23 protein-coding genes are annotated in these 20,013 nt (G+C 69.8%); 13 read left to right on the forward strand and 10 right to left on the reverse strand.

Annotated elements, in window-relative coordinates; genetic code table 11:
* Positions 1 to 70 precede the first annotated feature (70 nt).
* Positions 71 to 553 (forward strand): cation:proton antiporter regulatory subunit, encoded by a 483-nt coding sequence (locus U3653_RS23605; RefSeq protein WP_067808878.1) that lies wholly within the window; start codon positions 71 to 73, stop codon positions 551 to 553.
* 3 nt (positions 554 to 556) lie between these two features.
* Positions 557 to 1,741: a cation:proton antiporter gene (locus U3653_RS23610; protein WP_195082220.1), complete on the forward strand. Its 1,185-nt coding sequence runs from the start codon at positions 557 to 559 to the stop codon at positions 1,739 to 1,741.
* Here U3653_RS23610 and U3653_RS23615 read toward each other — a convergent pair whose 3' ends face one another.
* From U3653_RS23615 to ppgK, 3 genes are all read right to left on the reverse strand, one after another.
* On the reverse strand, positions 1,742 to 2,506 hold the full coding sequence (locus U3653_RS23615; RefSeq protein ID WP_195082221.1) for a rhomboid-like protein: 765 nt from the start codon (positions 2,504 to 2,506) through the stop codon (positions 1,742 to 1,744).
* A gap of 521 nt (positions 2,507 to 3,027) precedes the next feature.
* Positions 3,028 to 4,407: an RNA polymerase sigma factor gene (locus tag U3653_RS23620; RefSeq protein WP_195082222.1), complete on the reverse strand. Its 1,380-nt coding sequence runs from the start codon at positions 4,405 to 4,407 to the stop codon at positions 3,028 to 3,030.
* Positions 4,408 to 4,600: 193 nt separating this feature from the next.
* Positions 4,601 to 5,359: a polyphosphate--glucose phosphotransferase gene (gene ppgK / locus U3653_RS23625; protein WP_067808872.1), complete on the reverse strand. Its 759-nt coding sequence runs from the start codon at positions 5,357 to 5,359 to the stop codon at positions 4,601 to 4,603.
* Positions 5,360 to 5,556: 197 nt separating this feature from the next.
* On the opposite strand from ppgK, the gene U3653_RS23630 reads away from it, so the two are divergent.
* Positions 5,557 to 6,459, forward strand: coding sequence for an inositol monophosphatase family protein (locus tag U3653_RS23630; RefSeq protein WP_323124428.1), 903 nt, complete (start codon positions 5,557 to 5,559; stop codon positions 6,457 to 6,459).
* On the opposite strand, the gene cei is transcribed toward U3653_RS23630, so the two are convergent.
* The gene (gene cei, locus U3653_RS23635) at positions 6,460 to 7,137 is read right to left on the reverse strand and encodes an envelope integrity protein Cei (RefSeq protein ID WP_195082224.1); all 678 of its coding nucleotides are present in this window, start codon (positions 7,135 to 7,137) and stop codon (positions 6,460 to 6,462) included.
* Between the two features lie 375 nt (positions 7,138 to 7,512).
* Here cei and U3653_RS23640 point away from each other — a divergent pair, with 375 nt between their 5' ends.
* The gene (locus U3653_RS23640) at positions 7,513 to 7,815 is read left to right on the forward strand and encodes a DUF4193 domain-containing protein (protein ID WP_039799153.1); all 303 of its coding nucleotides are present in this window, start codon (positions 7,513 to 7,515) and stop codon (positions 7,813 to 7,815) included.
* 23 nt (positions 7,816 to 7,838) lie between these two features.
* Here U3653_RS23640 and U3653_RS23645 read toward each other — a convergent pair whose 3' ends face one another.
* On the reverse strand, positions 7,839 to 8,330 hold the full coding sequence (locus tag U3653_RS23645; RefSeq protein ID WP_195082394.1) for a DUF3093 domain-containing protein: 492 nt from the start codon (positions 8,328 to 8,330) through the stop codon (positions 7,839 to 7,841).
* Between the two features lie 73 nt (positions 8,331 to 8,403).
* On the opposite strand from U3653_RS23645, the gene dut reads away from it, so the two are divergent.
* A complete protein-coding gene (gene dut, locus U3653_RS23650; protein ID WP_195082225.1) occupies positions 8,404 to 8,904 on the forward strand; it encodes a dUTP diphosphatase in 501 nt (166 codons plus the stop codon).
* A gap of 5 nt (positions 8,905 to 8,909) precedes the next feature.
* Positions 8,910 to 9,779: a DUF3710 domain-containing protein gene (locus U3653_RS23655; protein ID WP_195082226.1), complete on the forward strand. Its 870-nt coding sequence runs from the start codon at positions 8,910 to 8,912 to the stop codon at positions 9,777 to 9,779.
* A 10-nt stretch (positions 9,780 to 9,789) separates the two neighbouring features.
* On the opposite strand, the gene U3653_RS23660 is transcribed toward U3653_RS23655, so the two are convergent.
* A complete protein-coding gene (locus U3653_RS23660) occupies positions 9,790 to 10,485 on the reverse strand; it encodes an alpha/beta hydrolase (RefSeq protein ID WP_195082227.1) in 696 nt (231 codons plus the stop codon).
* A 132-nt stretch (positions 10,486 to 10,617) separates the two neighbouring features.
* On the opposite strand from U3653_RS23660, the gene U3653_RS23665 reads away from it, so the two are divergent.
* From U3653_RS23665 to U3653_RS23675, 3 genes are all read left to right on the forward strand, one after another.
* A complete protein-coding gene (locus tag U3653_RS23665; RefSeq protein ID WP_067808861.1) occupies positions 10,618 to 10,995 on the forward strand; it encodes an OB-fold nucleic acid binding domain-containing protein in 378 nt (125 codons plus the stop codon).
* A gap of 3 nt (positions 10,996 to 10,998) precedes the next feature.
* On the forward strand, positions 10,999 to 11,697 hold the full coding sequence (locus tag U3653_RS23670; protein ID WP_195082228.1) for a DUF3159 domain-containing protein: 699 nt from the start codon (positions 10,999 to 11,001) through the stop codon (positions 11,695 to 11,697).
* 157 nt (positions 11,698 to 11,854) lie between these two features.
* Entirely contained in the window at positions 11,855 to 12,481 is a 627-nt protein-coding gene (locus tag U3653_RS23675) for a sigma-70 family RNA polymerase sigma factor (protein ID WP_323124427.1), read from the forward strand.
* A gap of 52 nt (positions 12,482 to 12,533) precedes the next feature.
* Here the strand turns inward: U3653_RS23675 and U3653_RS23680 are convergent, their stop codons facing one another.
* Positions 12,534 to 13,205, reverse strand: a complete 672-nt coding sequence (locus U3653_RS23680; RefSeq protein WP_195082229.1) for a potassium channel family protein — start codon at positions 13,203 to 13,205, stop codon at positions 12,534 to 12,536.
* 2 nt (positions 13,206 to 13,207) lie between these two features.
* Positions 13,208 to 13,873, reverse strand: coding sequence for a potassium channel family protein (locus U3653_RS23685; RefSeq protein ID WP_195082230.1), 666 nt, complete (start codon positions 13,871 to 13,873; stop codon positions 13,208 to 13,210).
* A gap of 161 nt (positions 13,874 to 14,034) precedes the next feature.
* On the opposite strand from U3653_RS23685, the gene U3653_RS23690 reads away from it, so the two are divergent.
* Both U3653_RS23690 and U3653_RS23695 read left to right on the forward strand, forming a co-directional pair.
* A complete protein-coding gene (locus U3653_RS23690) occupies positions 14,035 to 16,023 on the forward strand; it encodes an APC family permease (protein ID WP_195082231.1) in 1,989 nt (662 codons plus the stop codon).
* Between the two features lie 19 nt (positions 16,024 to 16,042).
* Positions 16,043 to 17,455: a class I SAM-dependent RNA methyltransferase gene (locus tag U3653_RS23695; protein WP_195082232.1), complete on the forward strand. Its 1,413-nt coding sequence runs from the start codon at positions 16,043 to 16,045 to the stop codon at positions 17,453 to 17,455.
* A 4-nt stretch (positions 17,456 to 17,459) separates the two neighbouring features.
* Here the strand turns inward: U3653_RS23695 and U3653_RS23700 are convergent, their stop codons facing one another.
* Entirely contained in the window at positions 17,460 to 18,263 is an 804-nt protein-coding gene (locus U3653_RS23700) for an enoyl-CoA hydratase (protein ID WP_195082233.1), read from the reverse strand.
* Positions 18,264 to 18,385: 122 nt separating this feature from the next.
* Here U3653_RS23700 and U3653_RS23705 point away from each other — a divergent pair, with 122 nt between their 5' ends.
* Entirely contained in the window at positions 18,386 to 18,685 is a 300-nt protein-coding gene (locus U3653_RS23705; RefSeq protein WP_195082234.1) for a DUF1330 domain-containing protein, read from the forward strand.
* Positions 18,686 to 18,710: 25 nt separating this feature from the next.
* A complete protein-coding gene (locus tag U3653_RS23710; protein ID WP_195082235.1) occupies positions 18,711 to 19,118 on the forward strand; it encodes a VOC family protein in 408 nt (135 codons plus the stop codon).
* Here the strand turns inward: U3653_RS23710 and U3653_RS23715 are convergent.
* Positions 19,099 to 19,773, reverse strand: coding sequence for an SIMPL domain-containing protein (locus tag U3653_RS23715; RefSeq protein WP_323124426.1), 675 nt, complete (start codon positions 19,771 to 19,773; stop codon positions 19,099 to 19,101). The two genes, U3653_RS23710 and U3653_RS23715, sit on opposite strands and share 20 nt — an antisense overlap.
* Positions 19,774 to 20,013: the final 240 nt, after the last annotated feature.

The following is a 20,013-nucleotide window of genomic DNA, read 5'->3' on the forward strand; positions in this document are numbered from 1 at the left end:
CGCGACGCGCCATCGGCCGAAGTGATGACCGATCCGTTCGCCGAGGGGGTGATCCGGTTAATCTGGAGGCGTGAACGTCGACGTCACCGCACTACCCGGCATCGGTGTCCGGAAGGACTTCGAAGTGCGTTCCGGTCGCCGAATCGGCGTGGTCGCCCACCGCGACGGTGATATCGACCTGATCGTCTCCAAGCTGGACGATCCCGACGCCTGTGCCGCGCAGATCCCCCTGACCACCGATGAGGCGGCGGTGCTGGCCAACCTCCTCGGCGCGCCGCAGCTGGTCGCCAAGCTCAACGACGACCACCGCGACATGCCCGGGATCACCACGCGCCAGCTCCCGATCGGGGACGATTCGCCCTACGACGGGCGCACCCTCGGCGAGACCGAGATGCGCACGCGCACGAAGGCCTCCATCGTGGCCGTCATGCGGGCCGGGCAATTGCATCCCTCGCCCGGACCCGATTTCACCTTCACCGCGGGTGACCTGCTCGTGGTCGTCGGCACCCCGGAGGGCTTGGATGCCGCCGCGAAGATATTGACGCACGGCTGAGCCGTGACGGACACCGCGCTCGCCCTGATCGAGCTCGGAGCGGTTCTTTTCGTTCTCGGCATGCTGGGGCGTGTAGCGGGCCGGATCGGCATGTCGCCCATCCCGCTGTACCTGCTCGGTGGTGTCGCCTTCGGCCAGGGAGGGCTCATCGAACTGCGGGCCGCCCACGACTTCGGTCATATCGCCGGCGAGATCGGCGTGGTGCTGCTGCTGTTGCTGCTCGGCTTGGAGTACACGGCGGCGGAGCTGGTCACCGGCCTGCGCCGCTCGTGGGCGGCCGGTGTGGTGGACATCGTGGTCAACGCCTCGCCCGGGGCGGTGGTGGCGCTGATGCTCGGCTGGGGTCTCGACGGCGCGATCACGATGGCGGGGGTCACCTACATCTCGTCCTCGGGCATCGTGGCGAAAGTCCTCGACGACCTCGGGCGCCTGGGCAACCGGGAGACACCGGTGATCCTGTCCATCCTCGTTTTCGAGGACCTGGCGATGGCGGTGTACCTGCCGATTCTCACCACGGTGCTGGCCGGGCTCAGCTGGATCAGCGGGTTGCGTGCCCTTACGGTGGCGCTGATCACCATCACGCTGGTGCTCTTGGTGGCCCTGCGCTACGGGCGGTACGTCTCGGCGATCGTGGACAGCGCCGACCGTGAGGTCTTTCTGCTCACGCTGCTCGGCGCGGCCCTGCTGGTGGCAGGCGTTTCCTCGGCGCTGAGCGTGTCGGCGGCGGTCGGAGCGTTCCTGCTGGGCATCGCGATCTCCGGCTCGACCGCGCACGCGGCGGCGAAGATGCTCGAACCGCTGCGCGACCTGTTCGCGGCCATCTTCTTCGTGGCCTTCGGGTTGAACACCGACCTGCGAGCGATCCCGCCGGTGCTGGGCTGGGCGATCGCGCTGGCGGCGGTCACGGTCGTGACGAAGGTGGCGACCGGCTGGTGGGCCGCCGCGCGCGAGGGCATCCGGCGGATGGGCCGGGCCCGGACGGGCGCTGCGCTGGTGGCACGGGGCGAATTCTCCATCGTCATCGCGGGACTCGCCGTGAGCGCGGGCGCGATGGACGGTCAGCTCACCGCGCTCGCCTCGACCTACGTCCTGCTGATGGCGGTGCTCGGCCCGATCGCGGCGCGGGTGGTCGAGCCCGTGGTCGGGGTGCTGCAGAACCGCGGCCGCCCCGCACCCCAGGTCTCCTGATCAGTCCTCGACCACGCGGGCTCGACGGGCGGCGGTCCGCTCCAGCCGCCGCCAGAGCAGGCTCGCGATCGCGCCGACCGCCAGCCCGATCACGGCGGCGCAGAGATGGCCGTAGTCGGTGAACGTCGGCTCGACCCACAGCGCCACCCCGAGCGCCGCGAGGAGCGCGCACGCCCACACCAGCCGCACCTTGCCGCGGAAGCGGAAAGCCAGCGCCGCCAGTACGGCCGAGAAACCGTAGCTGGTCCCGACATCCGCGGCGACCGCCACCCGCAGCGGGATGAGGCCGCGGTCGATGGCGTGGGAGATGCCGGTGACGGTCAGCAGCGTCGCTCCGATGTGCCCGGTGGCGAACAGCAGGATCCAGCGCGCGGTGCCCAGCCAGCGTTCGGCATACGCCATGACGACCAGGAACCCGGCGATGGTCGCCCAGGGAAATCCGCCGTCGGTCCAGAACGCCGAGGCGACCAGCACCTGCACCGGGTTGTGCCGCATGTTGTAGAGGTTGGTCGACGCGGAGAAGATCAGTCGGCGCTCGACCGAGTCACCGACCCCGCGAAGCGTCCACCACGTGACGAACAGCGTGAACGCGTAAGCGGTGCTGGCGGGCGCTGCCCCCAGATGCGCGCGGATCGAGGGCAGCAGCCGCCGCGGCAGCCCGGGACGCCGCAGCCAGGCCGAACCGTCGCGCAACTCGGCGCGCAGGTCGACCGTCCGCGTCCACGGTGACCGGAGCCAGCTCGGAGTCGAGGTCGAGGCAACCACCCCGCAAGTCTGCCGGGCGGGGCGCAGGGGCGGCGGCAGGCGCCGGTGTGCGCTGTGTCACGGGTCGGTGTGCGCGACCATGACGGCCGTTTCACGCTTCAGGGCATCCCGCTCCGGCGCACCGCACAGCCGCGATGTCAGGAGAACCGCACAGGAGCGAGCTGCATGGCGAGAAGGGCAGAACACCGCCTCCGGTCACCCCTTGGGCAGGTGTGTCGGCCGCCGTGATCCCGCCGCGGCGCACCGCGCGGAAACGTCTGCACGGCGATGATCATCCCCTGAGACCTGAGCCGAAACTACCGGACCTGGCAGGTCGGCGTCGATCCTCGGCGAAGTCCGGGACGCGAGCGGAACGCACTGCAGCGCAAGGGGAATCGACATGCGTCAGCCAGTAGGCGTGCTAAGGGAAGGACGTTGCCAGCACATCCGGGGGCCGCACGCCGGAAAGCGCGACGCCCGCATTCGCCGGCCGCTGGACGAATCGAGCGGACGACGGATGCGGGCGTCGAGGCGGAGGCGATCTAGTCGAGGTAGTCGCGCAGGACCTGGGAGCGGCTGGGGTGGCGCAGCTTGCTCATGGTCTTGGACTCGATCTGACGGATCCGTTCGCGGGTGACGCCGTAGACCTGGCCGATCTCGTCGAGGGTGCGCGGCTGACCGTCGGTGAGGCCGAAGCGCAGCCGGACCACGCCCGCCTCCCGCTCCGACAGCGTCTCCAGCACCGACTGCAGCTGATCCTGCAGCAGCGTGAAGCTCACCGCGTCCACCGCGACCACGGCCTCGGAGTCCTCGATGAAGTCGCCGAGCTGGCTGTCGCCCTCGTCGCCGATGGTCTGGTCCAGCGAGATGGGCTCACGCGCGTACTGCTGGATCTCCAGCACCTTCTCCGGCGTGATGTCCATTTCCTTGGCCAGCTCCTCCGGCGTCGGCTCGCGGCCGAGATCCTGGAGCAGCTCGCGCTGGATGCGCCCGAGCTTGTTGATGACCTCCACCATGTGCACCGGGATGCGGATGGTGCGGGCCTGGTCGGCCATGGCGCGGGTGATGGCCTGCCGGATCCACCAGGTGGCGTACGTGGAGAACTTGTAGCCCTTGGTGTAGTCGAACTTCTCCACCGCGCGGATCAGACCCAGGTTGCCCTCCTGGATCAGGTCCAGGAACGCCATGCCGCGGCCGGTGTAGCGCTTGGCCAGCGAGACGACCAGGCGCAGGTTGGCCTCCAGCAGGTGGTTCTTGGCCCGGTTGCCGTCGCGGACGATCCAGTTGTAGTCGCGGCGCATCGCGACCGGCAGCTTCTCGCCCTGCTCGGCGAACTCGCGCACCTTCTCCGCGGCGTAGAGACCGGCCTCGATCCGCTTGGCGAGTTCGACCTCCTCCTCGGCGTTGAGCAGCGCGACCTTGCCGATCTGCTTGAGGTAGGCGCGCACCGAGTCGGCCGACGCGGTGAGTTCGGCGTCCTTGCGGGCCTGGCGCAGCGCCTCGGATTCCTCTTCGTCCCAGACGAAATCGCCGGAGGCCTTGTCGGCCGCGCTCGGCTCGTCGGACTCCTCGCCCTCGGCTTCCTCGGTCTCGGCGTCCTCGGCGACGTCGACCAGATCGTCGCCCTCGGTGAGATCCTCCTCGGAGACTTCCAGATCGCCGAGATCGTCCAGATCGAGCGACTCGTCCTCGAGCGTCTCCTCGGCGCCGGGCTCGCCGTCCGGACCGACCTTCTTGGTGGCGGCCTTCTTCGCGGGAGCCTTGGCCGCCTTGGCGGCCTTCTTGGCAGGCGCCTTCTTGGCGGCGGCCTTCTTCGCCGGAGCCTTCTTCGCGGCAGCCTTACGGACCGGCCGTGCTGCGGTTACATCTGCGGAGTCGGCATCGGCCGATTCGGCGGTCTGACGGGTATTCGTGGCTACCACGTACGCCCTTTCGTGACGGTCTCGTGCGGCGTCACGCCAGAGTGGTGTTCCGGCGGAGCGATCTGTCGGGTTTCACCGGCGGAGGGCCGGTCGGGGTTTCTCCGGCTGCGCCGGGCACGTTCCATTGTAACGATCTAACCAGGGTACCTACGGCACGATGCCTGGAACGGCATCCTCGCGGTACCCGCGCGCCTCACGGCGCGACGCCCCCCGCGATGGCCATGGCGGCGCCGACGATGCCGGCCGTGTTGCGCAGGCGGGCCGGTATGACCGGCGTCCGGTTGGTGAGCAGGGGAATCCACTTCTCGGAGTCCCTGCTGATGCCACCGCCCGCGACGAAGACCACCGGGAAGAACAGGTTCTCCAGCGTCGTCAGCACCAGGCTGACCTGCGCTGCCCATTGCTCGTAACTCAGGTCGTCGCGTTCTTTGATCGAGGCCGCCGCGCGATGCTCGCTCTCCATGCCCTTGACCTCCAGGTGGCCCAGTTCGGTGTTGGGCACCAGCGTGCCGTGGTAGAGCAACGCCGAGCCGATGCCGGTGCCGAAGGTCAGCAGCATGACCAGGCCCGCGAAATTGCGCGCCGCGCCGAAGTGGTCCTCGGCCATGCCCGCGGCGTCCGCGTCGTTGAGCACGGTGACCGGACGGCCGCCGAGCGCGGCCGAGAACAGCGCCCGCGCGTCGGTGCCGATCCAGGACTTGTCGATGTTCGCCGCGGTACGGGCCACGCCGCCGAGCACCACCGCGGGCAGGGTGATGCCGACCGGCCCGGTCCACTGGGCTTTCTCGACCAGTTCGGCCACCGCCTCGGCCACGGCGAACGGAGTCGCAGGATGCGGCGTCGCGATCTTGATGCGCTCGTGGACCAACTCGCCGGTGTCCAGATCGACCGTGGCGCCTTTGACGCCGCTGCCGCCGATGTCGATGCCGAATGCGTGCCCCCGAGCGGACATGACTAACCCCTCGTTTCCCTGTGCTGGCCGATGTGATGACAGCGCTGCACGGGGCCCGGGACGCCACGGCGGGCGTTGCGACGGGATGCCCGACGACGGCGCTGTGTCGTGCACGACAAGAGTAATGGGACCACGAGGCTGGGCGTTCGGCGAGGATGTGTGATGCGATAAAGGGCGTGCCGGAAACCTCATCGCCAGTGTCCGACTACACCGCCGACTCGTTCGTCTCGATCGTCGCGCGTGGCGACGAAGCCGACCTGCGCCGCGTCGCGGTCGACATCGCCGAGACGGCCGCCGCCCATGTCCGCGCCCGCCGTCCCGAGGTGTTCGGGCCCGCGGGCGCGCACGCCGAAGGCGCGGTGCAGTCCAAGAGCCACGAGACCGACCCGGTGACCATCGTGGACACCGAGACCGAAGAGCTCATCCGAAAATTGCTCGCCGAACAGCGCCCGGGCGACCCGATCCTCGGCGAGGAAGGCGGCGGCAGCATCGACGACGCGAGTGCCGACACCGTCCACTGGGTGGTCGATCCGATCGACGGCACCGTCAATTTCCTCTACGGCGTGCCGGGCTACGCCGTGTCGGTGGCCGCGCTGCGCGGCGGCAGGCCGGTGGCGGGCGCCGTGGTCGACGTCGCGCGGGCGGCCACCTACAGCGCCGGGCTCGGTCTGGGCGCGCTGCGTGTCGACGCCGACGGCGTGGTGGAGCATTTGCGCTGCACGCCCGTCGAGTCGGTGGCGATGTCCCTGGTCGCCACCGGATTCGCCTACGGCAGGCACCGCAGGAGCAGGCAGGCGGAGCTGGTCGCGCAGGTGCTGCCGCACGTGCGCGACATCCGCCGTTTCGGCGCGGCGGCGCTGGATCTGTGTCATGTCGCCGCTGGCCGCGTCGACGCCTATTACGAGCACGGCCTCAACGCCTGGGATTGGGGCGCAGGCGCGCTGATCGCCGCCGAGGCGGGCGCGCGGCTGACGCTGCCGCCCGCGACGGCGCCGGGCGCCGACGGCGACCTGGTGGTGGCCGCCGCGCCCGGCATCGCCGACGAACTGGGCGAGCTGCTGGCCCGGATCGGCGCTACCGAGCCGATTCCGGACCGCTGATCAGCAGCGTGCTTTCCGTGCCGCGTCGAGCAGCTTGATATCGATGGATGTGGAGTTGCCCGGCGCCGGGTTCTTGAGCGAACGCAGCACTTCCTCGGCGTCGTTGCTGGGACGGATGTCCCGGAACAGCGAGCCGAGCACGAGATCGACGGTGTCGTCGCCGCGCTGATCCTCGATCAGCTCGGCGCACGGCGCGACCAGCTGCACGGAGGCGGCGGCCGGGCGGCCGTTGACGCCGAAGCGGATCTGCCCGGTGCATTCCAGGTCGCCGTTGACGTATACCGAATCGTTGCCGTATTGCGTTCCGGGAGCGCTCGCGAAGCCGAGGTCGCCGAGCTGGGCGGCGACGTGCGCGGCCTGTCCGCGTTGGTTGTTCGCGTTCAGCACGCGCACCTTGCTCGCGGCCAGCGGTGCGGGTTCCACGTCCTGCAGGCGGCCGGCGCCGACCCGCTGACCGAGCGGAGTCGGTTGCGCCGCACCGGGATCCGAGGCCGGGCTCGGCGAGTTGCACGCCATCGCGGTGTGATCGGTGTCGTGCGTGGTGAGGGCTTTGATCCAGACGATCCCGCAGATCAGAGCGAGAACGCCGAGCATGATGAGCCAGGGCTGGGGGCGGCGGCGCACGAACGGCCGACCTTGCGAATCCGTCGCGGTGCCTTCGGTGATCAGTGAAACCACCAGCACACTGTACGGAAATGTGGCGGGGCCGCGACGCAAGGTCTCGGTGCGTTCCCCAGAAGGTGTCGATTGCCCCTCTTTTTCGACTCGGCTGTGTTTTGATTGCGACTTTTGCTCCGGCGTCCGCTATTGTCTGGCGGCCCAGATCGAATCACCGGTGCGGAATCAGTGGTCGGTCGCGGGAACAAGAAGGGCATGTCCTGCGTTTACCCAGCGCTATCCGGAGTGGATCGGCATGATCCGCCCTGATAGGCGACCGGTGTACGTGTGACGTGCACCACCGGCGGGGCGGTACCGGTCGCGGCGATTCCGGCAGGAATCGGGTGTGAGCGGACCGGTCCGGGATACACGGAGTTAGGACGAGGGGAAGACGACATGGCAACCGACTATGACGCACCGAGGCGCACCGAATCCGACGATGTGTCGGAGGATTCGCTGGAGGAGCTGAAGGCTCGTCGTAACGAGGCACAGTCCGCCGTCGTGGATATCGACGAATCCGATACCGCGGAGTCGTTCGAGCTTCCCGGCGCCGACCTGTCCGAGGAAGTGCTGACGGTTCGGGTGATCCCGAAGCAGGCCGACGAGTTCACCTGTTCCAGCTGTTTCCTGGTTCATCACCGGAGCAGGCTGGCCAGTGAGAAGGGCGGCCAGATGATCTGCATGGATTGCGCCGCCTGATCTCGACGAGATCGAACAGAGTGTCAGCCCGCGCTCGGTAGACCGAGCGCGGCGAGGACCCGTTCGGGCCGCCGCGTACTGACCAGCCAGTACGGCGTCGGATCGTCCGGGTCGTCGAGCACGAGCAAGACCATCGGCCCGACCCAGGGTCGATGCTGGACATAGGCGGCGGGGTCGAGCTGGCGACCCAGCGCCGCGCTTTTCGCGGTGGGGGCGACAGCGGCCGCGCGGGCGACGAAATTCACCGGTAGATGTGCGCGATCCGCGCGCAACTCCGGTGTGCCGTTCGCGTCCGGCGCCACTTCGACGCGGTGGCGGCTCAGCCACAACAGCACCCAGACCGGCACGGGGAACAGCAGCACGTAGGGCAGCCACGCACGCAAGCCCGGCGCGCCCATGTGGATCTCCGCCGCGAGCAATCCGGTGATGGCGAACGCCACCGGCCACCACCACAGCGGCACCCACAGGCGCTCCCGGTACCGGTGGGCTGGCTGCGCTTTCTGGTCCGCTGGCATGGGGTTGGGCTGGTCCGACACGAGTCAACACTAAGTCACGAGGGCAGACAGCCTACGCGTAGGCTCGTCCAACGTGAGCGCACTTTCACCCATACCCTTGCTGCGGCTGGACCCCGGCATACCCGTGCCAACGCGCGCCCATGCGGGCGACGCGGGCGTGGATCTGTGCACCACGCAGGACGTCGTCCTGGAGCCGGGGGAGCGGGTGCTGGTCGGCACCGGCGTCGCCGTAGCGCTACCGGTCGGCACCGTCGGCCTGATCCATCCGCGCTCGGGTCTGGCCGCGAAGACCGGGCTGTCGGTGGTGAACACCCCCGGCACGGTCGACGCGGGATACCGGGGTGAGATCAAGGTGTGCCTGATCAATCACGACCCGCGCACGCCGGTCGAGTTGCGGCGCGGTGACCGGATCGCGCAACTGCTGGTGCAGCGGGTGGAGCTGGTGGATTTCGTCGAGGTCGACTCGCTCGACGAGACGACCAGGGGTGCGGGCGGCTATGGCTCCAGCGGCGGTCACGCGAGCCTGACCGCGTGGACGAACGGGGCGGGCCGGGCTACCGGCGAGGAGGCATGACGGGAATGTTCGGAAAGCGAAAGAAGTCGAGCCGGGCCGCGGACGACCGGTACGACGAGGCGGACGATTACGCCGACTACGAGTCCGCCTACGAGGGCGCGTACGACGACGATTTCTACGACGACGCCCCCACCGACGAACGCTCGTACGAGGGGGTGGATCTCGACGTCGCCCGGCCGCACGGCAAGCCGGGTCCGTACGACTACGACGAGGTCGCCGACCTGCTGGATTCGGTGTCCGAGCAGCGGCTGGATCTCGGGTCGGTGCTGCTGCCGGTCCCGCCGGGCGGTCAACTGCAGGTCGAGATGACCCCGGAGGGGCAGCCGCAGGCGGTGCACCTGGCCACCGAGCACGGCCGCATCACCGTCGCCGCCTACGCCGCGCCCAAGACATCAGGGCAGTGGCGGCTGGTCGCCGCGGATCTCGCCGACTCGCTGCGCAAGGACGGCGCCAGGGTCTCGGTCGAGAACGGGCCGTGGGGCCGGGAGTTGCTGGCTTTGACCGAAGGCGCCGACCTGCGTTTCATCGGCGTGGACGGCTATCGCTGGATGGTGCGGCTGGTCGCGGCGGGCCCCTCGGGCGCGGCGAACGACGGCAGCCCGCTGGTGAAGGCGGCGCGGGCGATCCTGAGCGAGACGGTGGTGCGGCGTGGCGAGGACCCGCTGCCGGTGCGGGACCCGCTGCCGGTGGTGTTGCCGCAGCAGCTGGCCGAGCAACTCGCCGCCGCCCATCAGCAGCAGGTGGAAGCCCAGCAGCAGGCGATGGCCGCGCAGGTGGCGGCGCAGACCGGTGCGCAACCGGTGGTGCCGCGGCTGCCGCAGGGCCCGCGCCGGGGCGCGGACGGCTCTGCCATGCAGCAACTCGGCCTGAACTGAGCAGGCGATCTCAGTCGAAGGCGCCGATACCCGCGTGCCCCAGGATCGCGGGATCGGCGCCGAGTTCGTCCAGGGTGATCCGGTGCAGGTGCGAGCGCGGGGCCAGCGCCGCCCACTCCTCGGCGACCGCGCGCGGGTGCACCGGGTCGTCGACCGCGGTGACCACCGCCAGCGGCGGCTGGAAAGCCGACAGCAACTCGGCATCGGGCCACTTGTAGTCCGCGGCCTCCTCCAGCGCCCGCGGCAGATCCGGCCACTGCGCCCGCCAGGATCGGGTCAGCGCGTCCGCCAGCCAGCGGGGACTGCTCGTCCGCATCCGGTCGATGACCGCGGCCAGACCGTCGGCGCGCAGCTGCGCCGCGGTGGCCGCCGCGCTCAGCGTCGCGGGGCAGGCTGCGGTGTCGGGCCCGGTCCAGGCGGGCAGCGCCGCCACGACCCCGACGACGCGTTCCGGGTGCTCCGCGGCCCACTCCAGCGCGATCGCCGCGCCGAGCGAGATGCCCGCCACCAGCACCGGCCCCGCATCCGCTGCCTCCTCCAGCGCTGCTCGGCAGCTCGCAACCACCCGGCGCGGGTCGGGCTCCACCGCGACGAAATCCAGGCCGCGTGCGGCGCACGCGGGCCCGAAGGCGCGCCGGGCGAAATCGGCGTCGGACCCGGTGCCGGGCAGCGCCGCGACGCGAGCGGGGTGTGGGGAGTCGAACATCGGTCCGAGCGTAGCGGGGGTGGCCCTGCCCATCTACAGTGGCGTTGTACGGCCACAGCGGGCCGTGCGGATCGGATCCCTCACGATGGTGTGCGACCCACGCCATCTGCTCTATGCAGGAGAGCGTGCACAATGTCATCCGCAGCCTCAGGGTATTTTCGACGTCTGGGCCGCAGGCTGACCGAAGACATCGATCAGCTGGATGCCGAAGAGCTGGCCGAGACATCCGAAGCCTCGGGAGCATGCCGCGCGTCGGAGTGTCGGCGTGGTGACGAGGCCACCATGCTCGGTAGGCTCCGCAGTGTCGAAGCGTGTCCCAAGTCGGCGGGCGCCAGCGTCCAGGCCGAGTTCTTCGACGGCACCGACGCGATCACGCTGGTCTGGATCGGGCGCAGGCGCATTCCGGGCATCGAGCCGGGCAGGCGCATCCTCGTCCGTGGCCGGGTCGGCGACCGCGACGGTCGCAAAGTGATCTTCAACCCCTACTACGAATTGCGCGGGAACAGCTGACGTATGCCTTCGAGCAACGACAACGCAGGATCGGACGACCGCACCGGGCTCGACTCGCCCGACCGTGACGAGGAACGTGCCGAACAGACCCTCCTCGAACAACTGGGCGGCTTCAGCGGCCTGATCTACTCGACGCTCCCCGTAGTCGTGTTCGTTCCCGTGAACAGCTTCGCCGGGCTGGCCGCCGCGATCTGGTCGGCCCTCGGGGTGGCCGCCGCCATCCTCCTGTGGCGTCTGGTGCGGCGCGATCCCCTGCAGCCCGCCATCTCGGGCTTCTTCGGCGTCGGCATCTGCGCCTTCATCGCCTACCGGATGGGCGAGGCGAAAGGCTTCTTTCTCTTCGGGATCTACACCAGCCTTGTCTACGCCGGCGTGTTCCTGGCGTCGATCCTGGTCCGCAGGCCGCTGGTCGGCGTGATCTGGGGTGTGCTGAACGGCCACGGCTCCGACTGGCGGTCGGATCCGCGCTCGGTGCGTCTCTACGACCTCGCCACCACCACGTGGATTCTGGTGTTCGGGGCGCGCTACCTGGTGCAGTCGGAACTCTACGACACCGACCGCACCGGCTGGCTCGCCTTCGCCCGCATCGCGATGGGCTGGCCGCTGACCGCGGTGGCGCTGGCCGTCACGATCTGGGCCGTGCGCCGGGCCGGCCACCTGCCCGCCAAGACGGTGCGCGCCACCGAACCGGCTGAGCGTTAACCCTCCACCGCCCTCCGGCGAAAACCACAGGGGTGGTGAGATACCCACCGCCGAGGTGGGTGCTTCCCCACCCTGGGGTGACTGGTCGCCCTTCCGAGTTCATCAGACGATCTATGCGTAGGAAAACACGCACTGATCGGCGAGAAAGGACTCGGACGTGACTACCGAGCACAACACCACGGCGCTGCCCGTCGCCCACAACTCCGCGCTCTCGGAGAGCAGGCGGATCTCGGCCGAGCTGGACAAGCTGATCGGTCCGGCGGCCGAAGGCGATCGCCGGGCGGTCGCGGAGATCATCCGGATCGTCCATCCGCTGGTGCGGCGTTACTGCGGCGCGCGTCTCGGCAACACCGCCCATCTGCAGGTTACCGCCGACGACGTGGTGCAGGAGGTCCTGCTGGCCACCGTCAACGCCATCCCGCGCTACCGTGACCAGGGCAAATCGTTCCTGGCCTTCGTCTACGGCATCGCGGCCAACAAGGTCGCCGACGCGTTCCGCCGCTCACAGCAGCACCCGGCCTACCCGGTGGCCGACGTTCCGGACCACGCGTCCTCCGCCGCGGGGCCGGAGGAGTGGGCGCTGGCCTCCGAACGGCGCGACGCCACAAGAGAACTCATGCAGGTACTGGCCCCCGCGCACCGTGAGGTGCTGGTGATGCGCATCATGCTGGGCTGGTCCGCGGCGCAGACCGCCGAGGCCATCGGCACCAGTCCCGGCGTGGTCCGGGTGATGCAGCACCGCGCGCTGAACAAGCTGCGCGCGCAGCTGAAGGTGGCCGCGTAGGGGTTCCGGCAGCGCCGCGCCGAGCATGCGCGTCCGGCCGTGTCACGGGGAGTTACGGTCTGATGCCGTGGTTGGCGAGTTCCAGCCGGAGGTCTTCCTCGGCCTCCACCGAAGTCACGAACAGCAGTTCGTCGTCGCCTTCCAGCGCGTCGTCCGGCTGCGGCACGATCACGCGCCCGCCGCGCAGGATGGTCACCAGCGCGGCGTCGCGCGGCAGCGTGAGCGTGCGCACCGGTTTGCCGGCGAGCGCGGTGTCGGCGGGCAGCGTCATCTCGACCAGATTCGCCTGGCCCTGGCGCAGCGTCATCAGCCGCACCAGATCTCCGACCGACACCGCCTCCTCGACCAGCGAGGCGAGCAGCCGGGGTGTGGACACCGCGACGTCGACACCCCAGGAACCGTCGAACAGCCATTCGTTGCGCGGATCGTTCACCCGCGCCACTACCCGGCGTACCCCGAACTCGGTTTTGGCCAGCAGGCTGTGCACCAGGTTCGCCTTGTCGTCACCGGTGGCCGCGATGACCACCTCGTAGGTCTCCAGACCGGCCTGCTCCAACAGCGCGAGTTCGCACGCGTCGGCGTGCACCCAGACCGCGTCGGGAATCGCGTCGGAGTCGATGTGCTCGAGCGCACGCTCCAGCAGCATGACCCGATGCCCGCCGCGCAGGAGCTCCCTGGCGATGGATCGGCCGACGGCGCCTGCTCCGGCGATGGCCACTTTCATATTCAGTCCTCGCTCGCTGGGGGCTTTCCGGCCAAGGCGACGGCCTCGCCCACGGCGCCGGAAGCCGCGGCCACATACACGATGTCGTCGGCCTGGACGATGGTCTTGCTGTCGGGCAGCAGCGCTTGGCCGAACCGGATGATGAACGCGACCCTGGCCGCGACGGTTTGCTCCAGATCGCGCACGGTGCGGCCATACCACTCTTCGTGCAGCGTCAGCTGGGTCACGGCAACCGTTCCGGTGGGGTCGCGCCAAGTGGTGGTGCCGGTGTCGCCGACGAGCGCGCGCAGGAAGCGGTCGGTGGTCCACGGGACCGTGGCGATGGTGGGGATGCCGAGGCGTTCGTAGACCGCGGCGCGCTTGGCGTCGTAGATGCGGGCCACCACGCGCTCGACGCCGAACATCTCCCTGGCGACCCGGGCGGAGATGATGTTCGAGTTGTCGCCGGAGGACACCGCCGCGAACGCGTCCGCCCGCTCGATCCCGGCCTTGATCAGCACATCTCGATCGAATCCGACACCGGTCACTCGCTCGCCGGGAAAGTCGGATCCGAGGCGTAGGAAGGAACTGGGGTCCCGGTCGATCACGGTGACTTCGTGACCTACGCGGACCAGGGCGTGGGCCAGCGACGAGCCGACGCGCCCGCACCCCATGATCACTACGTACACCGTGCAACCTCGTTCCTGGAACCGTGGTGTTCGGTCTGCTTCATTGTTCGGTCGAACGCTACCCGTCGAATGATTCCACCGGCCACGTTCCCCCTCCAGCCGGCGAGCAAACCTGCGAGCCACGCGCGCGATCCCCCGTGCGGGGGCCTATGCTCGCTCCAGTGTCCAAGTTGACGACGGCAGCGAAGCGAGTGCTGCTGGGCAGGCCTTTCCGTAGCGACTCGCTGGGCCACACGCTGTTGCCGAAGCGAATCGCGCTCCCGGTGTTCGCATCCGATGCGATGTCATCGGTCGCCTACGCCCCCGAAGAGATCTTCCTCGTGCTCTCGGCCGCCGGGGTCGCGGCCTACCTGTACGCCCCCTGGGTCGGATTGGCCGTCGCGTTCGTCATGGCTGTCGTGGTGGCCAGTTACCGGCAGAACGTTCACGCCTACCCGTCCGGCGGCGGCGATTACGAGGTGGCGACCACCAACCTGGGGCCCAACGCGGGCCTGACCGTCGGCAGCGCGCTGCTGGTCGACTACGTGCTCACCGTCGCGGTGTCGATCTCATCGGCCGCGTCCAACATCGGCTCGGCCATTCCATTCGTCGCGACGCACAAGGTGCTGTTCGCCGTCGTGGCCATCGCGCTGCTGACCGCGATCAATCTGCGCGGTGTGCGGGAGTCGGGCACGGCGTTCGCGATTCCGACCTACGCGTTCATCATCGGCATGTTCATCATGCTGGGCTGGGGTCTGTTCCGGATCTTCGTGCTCGGGGACGACCTGCGGGCCGAATCGGCGGGCTTCGGCCTGATCGCCGAGCACGAGCATCTCTACGGGCTGGCGTTCGCCTTCCTCATCGCGCGGTCGTTCTCTTCCGGCTGCGCCGCGCTGACCGGCGTGGAGGCGATCAGCAACGGCGTGCCGGCGTTCCGCAAACCCAAGTCGCGCAATGCCGCCACCACCCTGCTGATGCTCGGCACGATCGCGATCGTCCTGCTGATGGGCATCATCATCCTCGCCCAGAAGATCGGGGTGGTGTACGCGCACGACGTCGCCGACCTGACCGGCGCACCGTCGGACTATCACCAGAAGACGCTGATCGCGCAGCTGGCCGAGACCGTGTTCGAGGGTTTCCCGCTCGGCTTCTTCTTCATCACGACGGTGACCGCGCTGATCCTAGTGCTCGCCGCGAACACCGCGTTCAACGGATTCCCCGTGCTCGGCTCGATCCTGGCGCAGGACCGCTACCTGCCGCGCCAGCTGCACACCAGAGGCGACCGGCTGGCCTTCAGCAACGGCATCCTGTTCCTGTCCGGCGCGGCGATCGCGTTCGTGGTGCTGTTCGGCGCCGAGGTGACCAAGCTGATCCAGCTGTACATCGTCGGCGTGTTCGTCTCGTTCGTGCTCAGTCAGACCGGCATGCTGCGGCACTGGACCCGTTTGCTGCGCACCGAGGCCGACCCGGCGCAGCGCGCGCGGATGAAGCGCTCGCGGGTGATCAACGCGGTCGGTCTGAGCGCGACCGGAGCGGTGCTGGTGATCGTGCTGATCACCAAGTTCTTCGCGGGCGCCTACATCGCCATCTTCACCATGGTGGCGATCTTCGTCGTGATGAAACTGATTCGCAGGCACTACGATTCGGTCGCCCGCGAGCTGGACGAGCACGAGTGGGACGGTGTGCTGCCCAGCCGCTCGCACTCCATCGTGCTCGTGTCCCGGCTGCATCTGCCGACGCGCCGCGCTCTCGCCTACGCGCGCGCCAGCCGCCCCGACACGCTGGAGGCGGTCACGGTGAACGTCGACGAGGCCGACACCAGGGCGCTGGTGCGGGAGTGGGAGAACAGCGACATCACGGTGCCGCTCAAGGTGATCGAATCGCCCTATCGCGAGATCACCAAGCCGGTGCTGGACTATGTGAAGCGCGTGCGCAAAGACGCCCCACGCGACGTGGTGACCGTGTTCATCCCCGAGTACGTGGTGGGCCACTGGTGGGAACAGGTGCTGCACAACCAGAGCGCCCTGCGCTTGAAGGGCAGGCTGCTGTTCGAGCCGGGCGTGATGGTGACCAGCGTGCCGTGGCAGCTGAGTTCGTCGGCGCGGGCGCGCACCCCGGGCGTGGTGAACGCTCCCGGCGCGGTGCGGCGCGGGTACGAGGATCGGACATGACGTCCGCGGAGCATTCGGGATGAGCGATCGGCGGACCGGCACGTTCGAGGTGCGGCTCGGGCCGCCGGGTCACGGCGGGTTCTGTGTCGCACGGTACGAGGGACGTGTGGTGTTCGTCCGGCACGGGTTGCCCGGCGAGCTGGTGCGGGCGCGGGTCACCGAGGATCGCGGCGGTTCGTTCTTCCGCGCCGACGCGGTCGAAGTGTTGGAGGCGTCCGCGGATCGGGTGCCTGCCACCTGTCCGGTGTCCGGTCCCGGCGGCGCGGGCTGCTGCGATTTCTCCTTCGCCACGCCGCAGGCCCAACGCGCGCTGAAGGCCGCGGTGGTGGCCGAGCAGTTGCGGCGGGTGGCCGGGATCGAGCGCGACGTGGTGGTGGAGTCCATCGGGCCCGGCGACGCGGGCGGCGGATGGCGTACCCGCGTGCGCCTCGCGGTCGACGCGCACGGACGTGCCGGGGTGCACCGCTATCGCAGCACCGACGTGATCCCGGATCTGCGCTGCCCGCAACCGGTCACGGGAGCGCTGGAGGGGCTCGCGCAGCGGCGATGGACGCCCGGCGCCGATCTGGTGATCGCGGTGGACGGGGACGGGATCCGGCACGTCGTCGAGCTGGCGCCCGCCGCGGATGCCGAACCGGGCGGTCGCGGCGGGGATCGGCGCGGCCCCGGCGGAAGCGGGCGGCGATCGGAGCCGGGTGGCCGGGATCGGCGCGGCGGAGGTCGACGCGACCGTCCGCACGGGCGGGATCGGCGCGGGGGAGACCGGTCCGCCGCGGAGTCCGCAGGCCGCGACGACCGGCGCGCGGCGTCCGCGCGACGTGCGGCGGCGCACGCGGCGCGTGAGGAGTGGGTGTTCGAGGGCAGCGGGCGCGCGGTCGAGTACGTGGCCGGGCGGCGCTGGGAGGTCGCCGCGACGGGCTTCTGGCAAGCGCATCGCGGTGCGGCGCAACGTTATTCGGATTTGATCGCGGAGTGGTCGCAACTCGGGCCCGGCGGGCGCGCGTGGGACCTCTACAGTGGCGCCGGGGTGTTCGCCGCGCGCCTCGCCGAACAGGCCGGGCGCACCGGTGTGGTGCTCGCGGTGGAATCGGCCCGTCCCGCCGTCGCCGACGGCGCCGCCGCGTTGCGCGACCTGCCCTGGGTGGAACTGCGGGCACAGCGGGTGGAGCGCTGGGTGCTCGAGCACGTCGGCGCGGCCGCCCCGGACGTCGTGGTGCTCGATCCACCGCGCGCGGGCGCGGGCAAGGAGGTGATCGGCGCGGTCACCGCCAGCGGTCCGAGGCGGATCGTCCACGTCGGCTGCGATCCCGCCGCGTTCGCCCGCGATCTCGGCCTGTACCAGGCGGCGGGTTACCGGCTCGCCGACCTGCGCGCCTTCGACGCCTTCCCCGCGACGCACCACGTGGAATGCCTCGCGTTGCTGGAGCGCTGAGCGGTCAGTCCTCGTAGACCGGGGGCCTGCGGTCCCGGCGGGCGCGGATCGCCTCGTCGAAATTGCCGGTGGTCAGGCGCACGTACAGCTGCGCAGTGCCCTCGTGCTGCATGTGCGATTCGAAGCCGCCCGCCTCCATGCCGCTCCACAGCATGCGCTTGGTGAGCTCGGTGCCGACCCGGCTGAAGCCGATGATGCGTTCGGCAAGGTCGTAGCAGGTGTCCAGCAGTTTCGCCGCCGCGACGGCGCGGGAGACCAGACCGATGCGCTCGGCTTCGGTGGCGTCGACGTCGCGGCCGGACAGCATGATCTCGAATGCCCTCGACGCGCCGACCGCACGGGGCAGCAGATAACTGAGACCCAGTTCGGCCGAGGTGAGGCCGTTGTTGATGCCGGCGGCGCGGAAGTACGCGTCCTCGGCGGCGATGCGGATATCGGCGCCGACGGCCAGGCAGAGCCCGCCGCCGATGGCCGCGCCGTTGACCGCGGCGATCACCGGCTGGTGCATCCGCCGCAGCGCGATCAGCACGTCGTTGAGCAGATCCATCGACCGGCGCGCGACACTGGTGACGGTGAGCCCGTCGACGTTCGGCACCTTTCCCGCGCTGGTGAGGTCGGCTCCGGAACAGAAACCGTGTCCCGCGCCGGTCAGCACGACGACCCGGACGTCGTTGTCGGCGCGCACCCGCTCCAGCGCCTCGCGCAGCGGGATCATCACGTCGAACGCCATCGCGTTCATCCGTTCGGGCCGGTTCAGCGTCACCAGGGCGATATGGGGCCGTGGTTTGTCGATGAGCACGAACGACATGCGACCTCCTGGACGGTGACGACCTCAATATAGGCACGCCGGGCCCGGCGCAGCGGTGAATTCGCGCGGGGCGCCGCCGAACCGGTGCGGGGCCGCCGGACCGTCCAATTAGAGTCACAGCCATGACCGTGTACGCAATTGCGCAACTGAAGTTCACCGATCGCGCCGCCTACGACCGCTACCAGGCACGCTTCCTGGACGTCTTCGTCCGCTACAACGGGACACTGCTGGCCGCCGACGAGTCCCCGCAGACCATCGAGGGCGTCACCGATCGCGAGAAGGTGGTGCTGATCTCCTTCCCGGACGAGCCGTCCTTCCGCGCCTGGGCCGATTCGCCGGAGTACCAGGAGATCTCGAAGGATCGGCACGCCGGAGCGGCCACGGTCACCCTGCTGGTGCGAGGTCTGGGTCACGGTTCGTGAACCCGGCCTCGGGCACGATGGAAGCATGATCCATCACGTCCAATTGTGCTGTCCCGCAGGTGCGGAAGACCGGCAGCGCGCCTTCTACACCGGAGTGCTCGGATGGGCCGAACTCCCGAAGCCGCCGCTGCTCGCCGCCAGGGGCGGTTGCTGGTTCCGCGTCCCCGGCCGCGGTGGCCCGGACGGCGAACTGCACATCGGTGTGGAAGCCGATTTCCGCCCGGCCGCCAAAGCGCATCCGGCGTTCGTGGTGGACATCGACGCCGTCGCTGCCGCGGTCGCCGCGGCCGGCTATCCGGTCGTCTGGGCCGATCCGGCGGAGATTCCGGGGCGGCGGCGGTTCCACACCCGCGACGGGGTGGGCAATCGGCTGGAGTTCCTGGCGGACCGCGGCGCGGCGGAAACAGCAGCTGTCAGGCCAGTCGCCACGTGACGCGCAGGTCCGCGCGGATCTCGCTCTCGCCCCGCTCCACCGGGACGGCGACGGCGCGGTAGGCCTCCATCGGGGCCGACAGGGACTGCGCGCGCGGCACCGGCGGCGCGGCGGCGGTGTCCTCGGTGATCTCGACCACCTCTCCGAGCGAGCGCCGCGCCCGCCGGGCGTACTGCTCGGCCTTGGCGACGGCGTCGTCCCACGCGGCATCGCGGGCCCGGGTGAGCAGGGATTCCTGATCGGCGAAGGCGAGGACCAGACCGCCGAGGCGGACATCGTCACCGCCCGCCTCGACGCAGTCGGCGATGACCGTGCCGGGGCCGGGGTCGGCATCATGGCCGATATCGCGCAAAGCGACCGTCAGCGACGTGCTCGCGAGGTACCCCGTGACGCGGTTGCCCTGTCCCTCGGTCCACACCGTCTCGGTCTGTACCGACAGTCCGCTGGTGGCGATGTCCACGCCGGCGACGCCGTCGGAGCGCAGCGATCGCGTGATCGCGGCCACCCGCTCACCGGCCCGGCGGTAGGCGAGCGCGACCTTGCTCGCGCGCGATTCGACCGAGATCGTCACCCGCATGAGGTCGGGCACGGCGCGGGCGACGCCGTGCCCGTAGGTGGTGACGGTGCCCGCACGCGAATCGGTGTTGTCGTCCACGGAGCTCTCCTCGTCGGTCGCGGTCGATCCGTACCGCACCATCGTGCCCGCTCAGTGGTCGCGCCGGGGCCGGGATCATTCGCGCCGGTCTGCGCGAAGGCTCGGGCGAACCGGCCGACAGCTGGGCAGCCGGTGCGCACGCTCGTGGCGGATCGTGCCGCTGCCCCGGTTCGATTGCGCGCGAGAGTTGCTCGGGCCGGATCGCCCTGTCACTCTGGGCCGGGTACCGTATGTCGAGGC

Origin of the sequence: Nocardia implantans (assembly GCF_035544775.1) — a bacterium.
In the GTDB taxonomy this organism is placed as follows: domain Bacteria; phylum Actinomycetota; class Actinomycetes; order Mycobacteriales; family Mycobacteriaceae; genus Nocardia; species Nocardia implantans.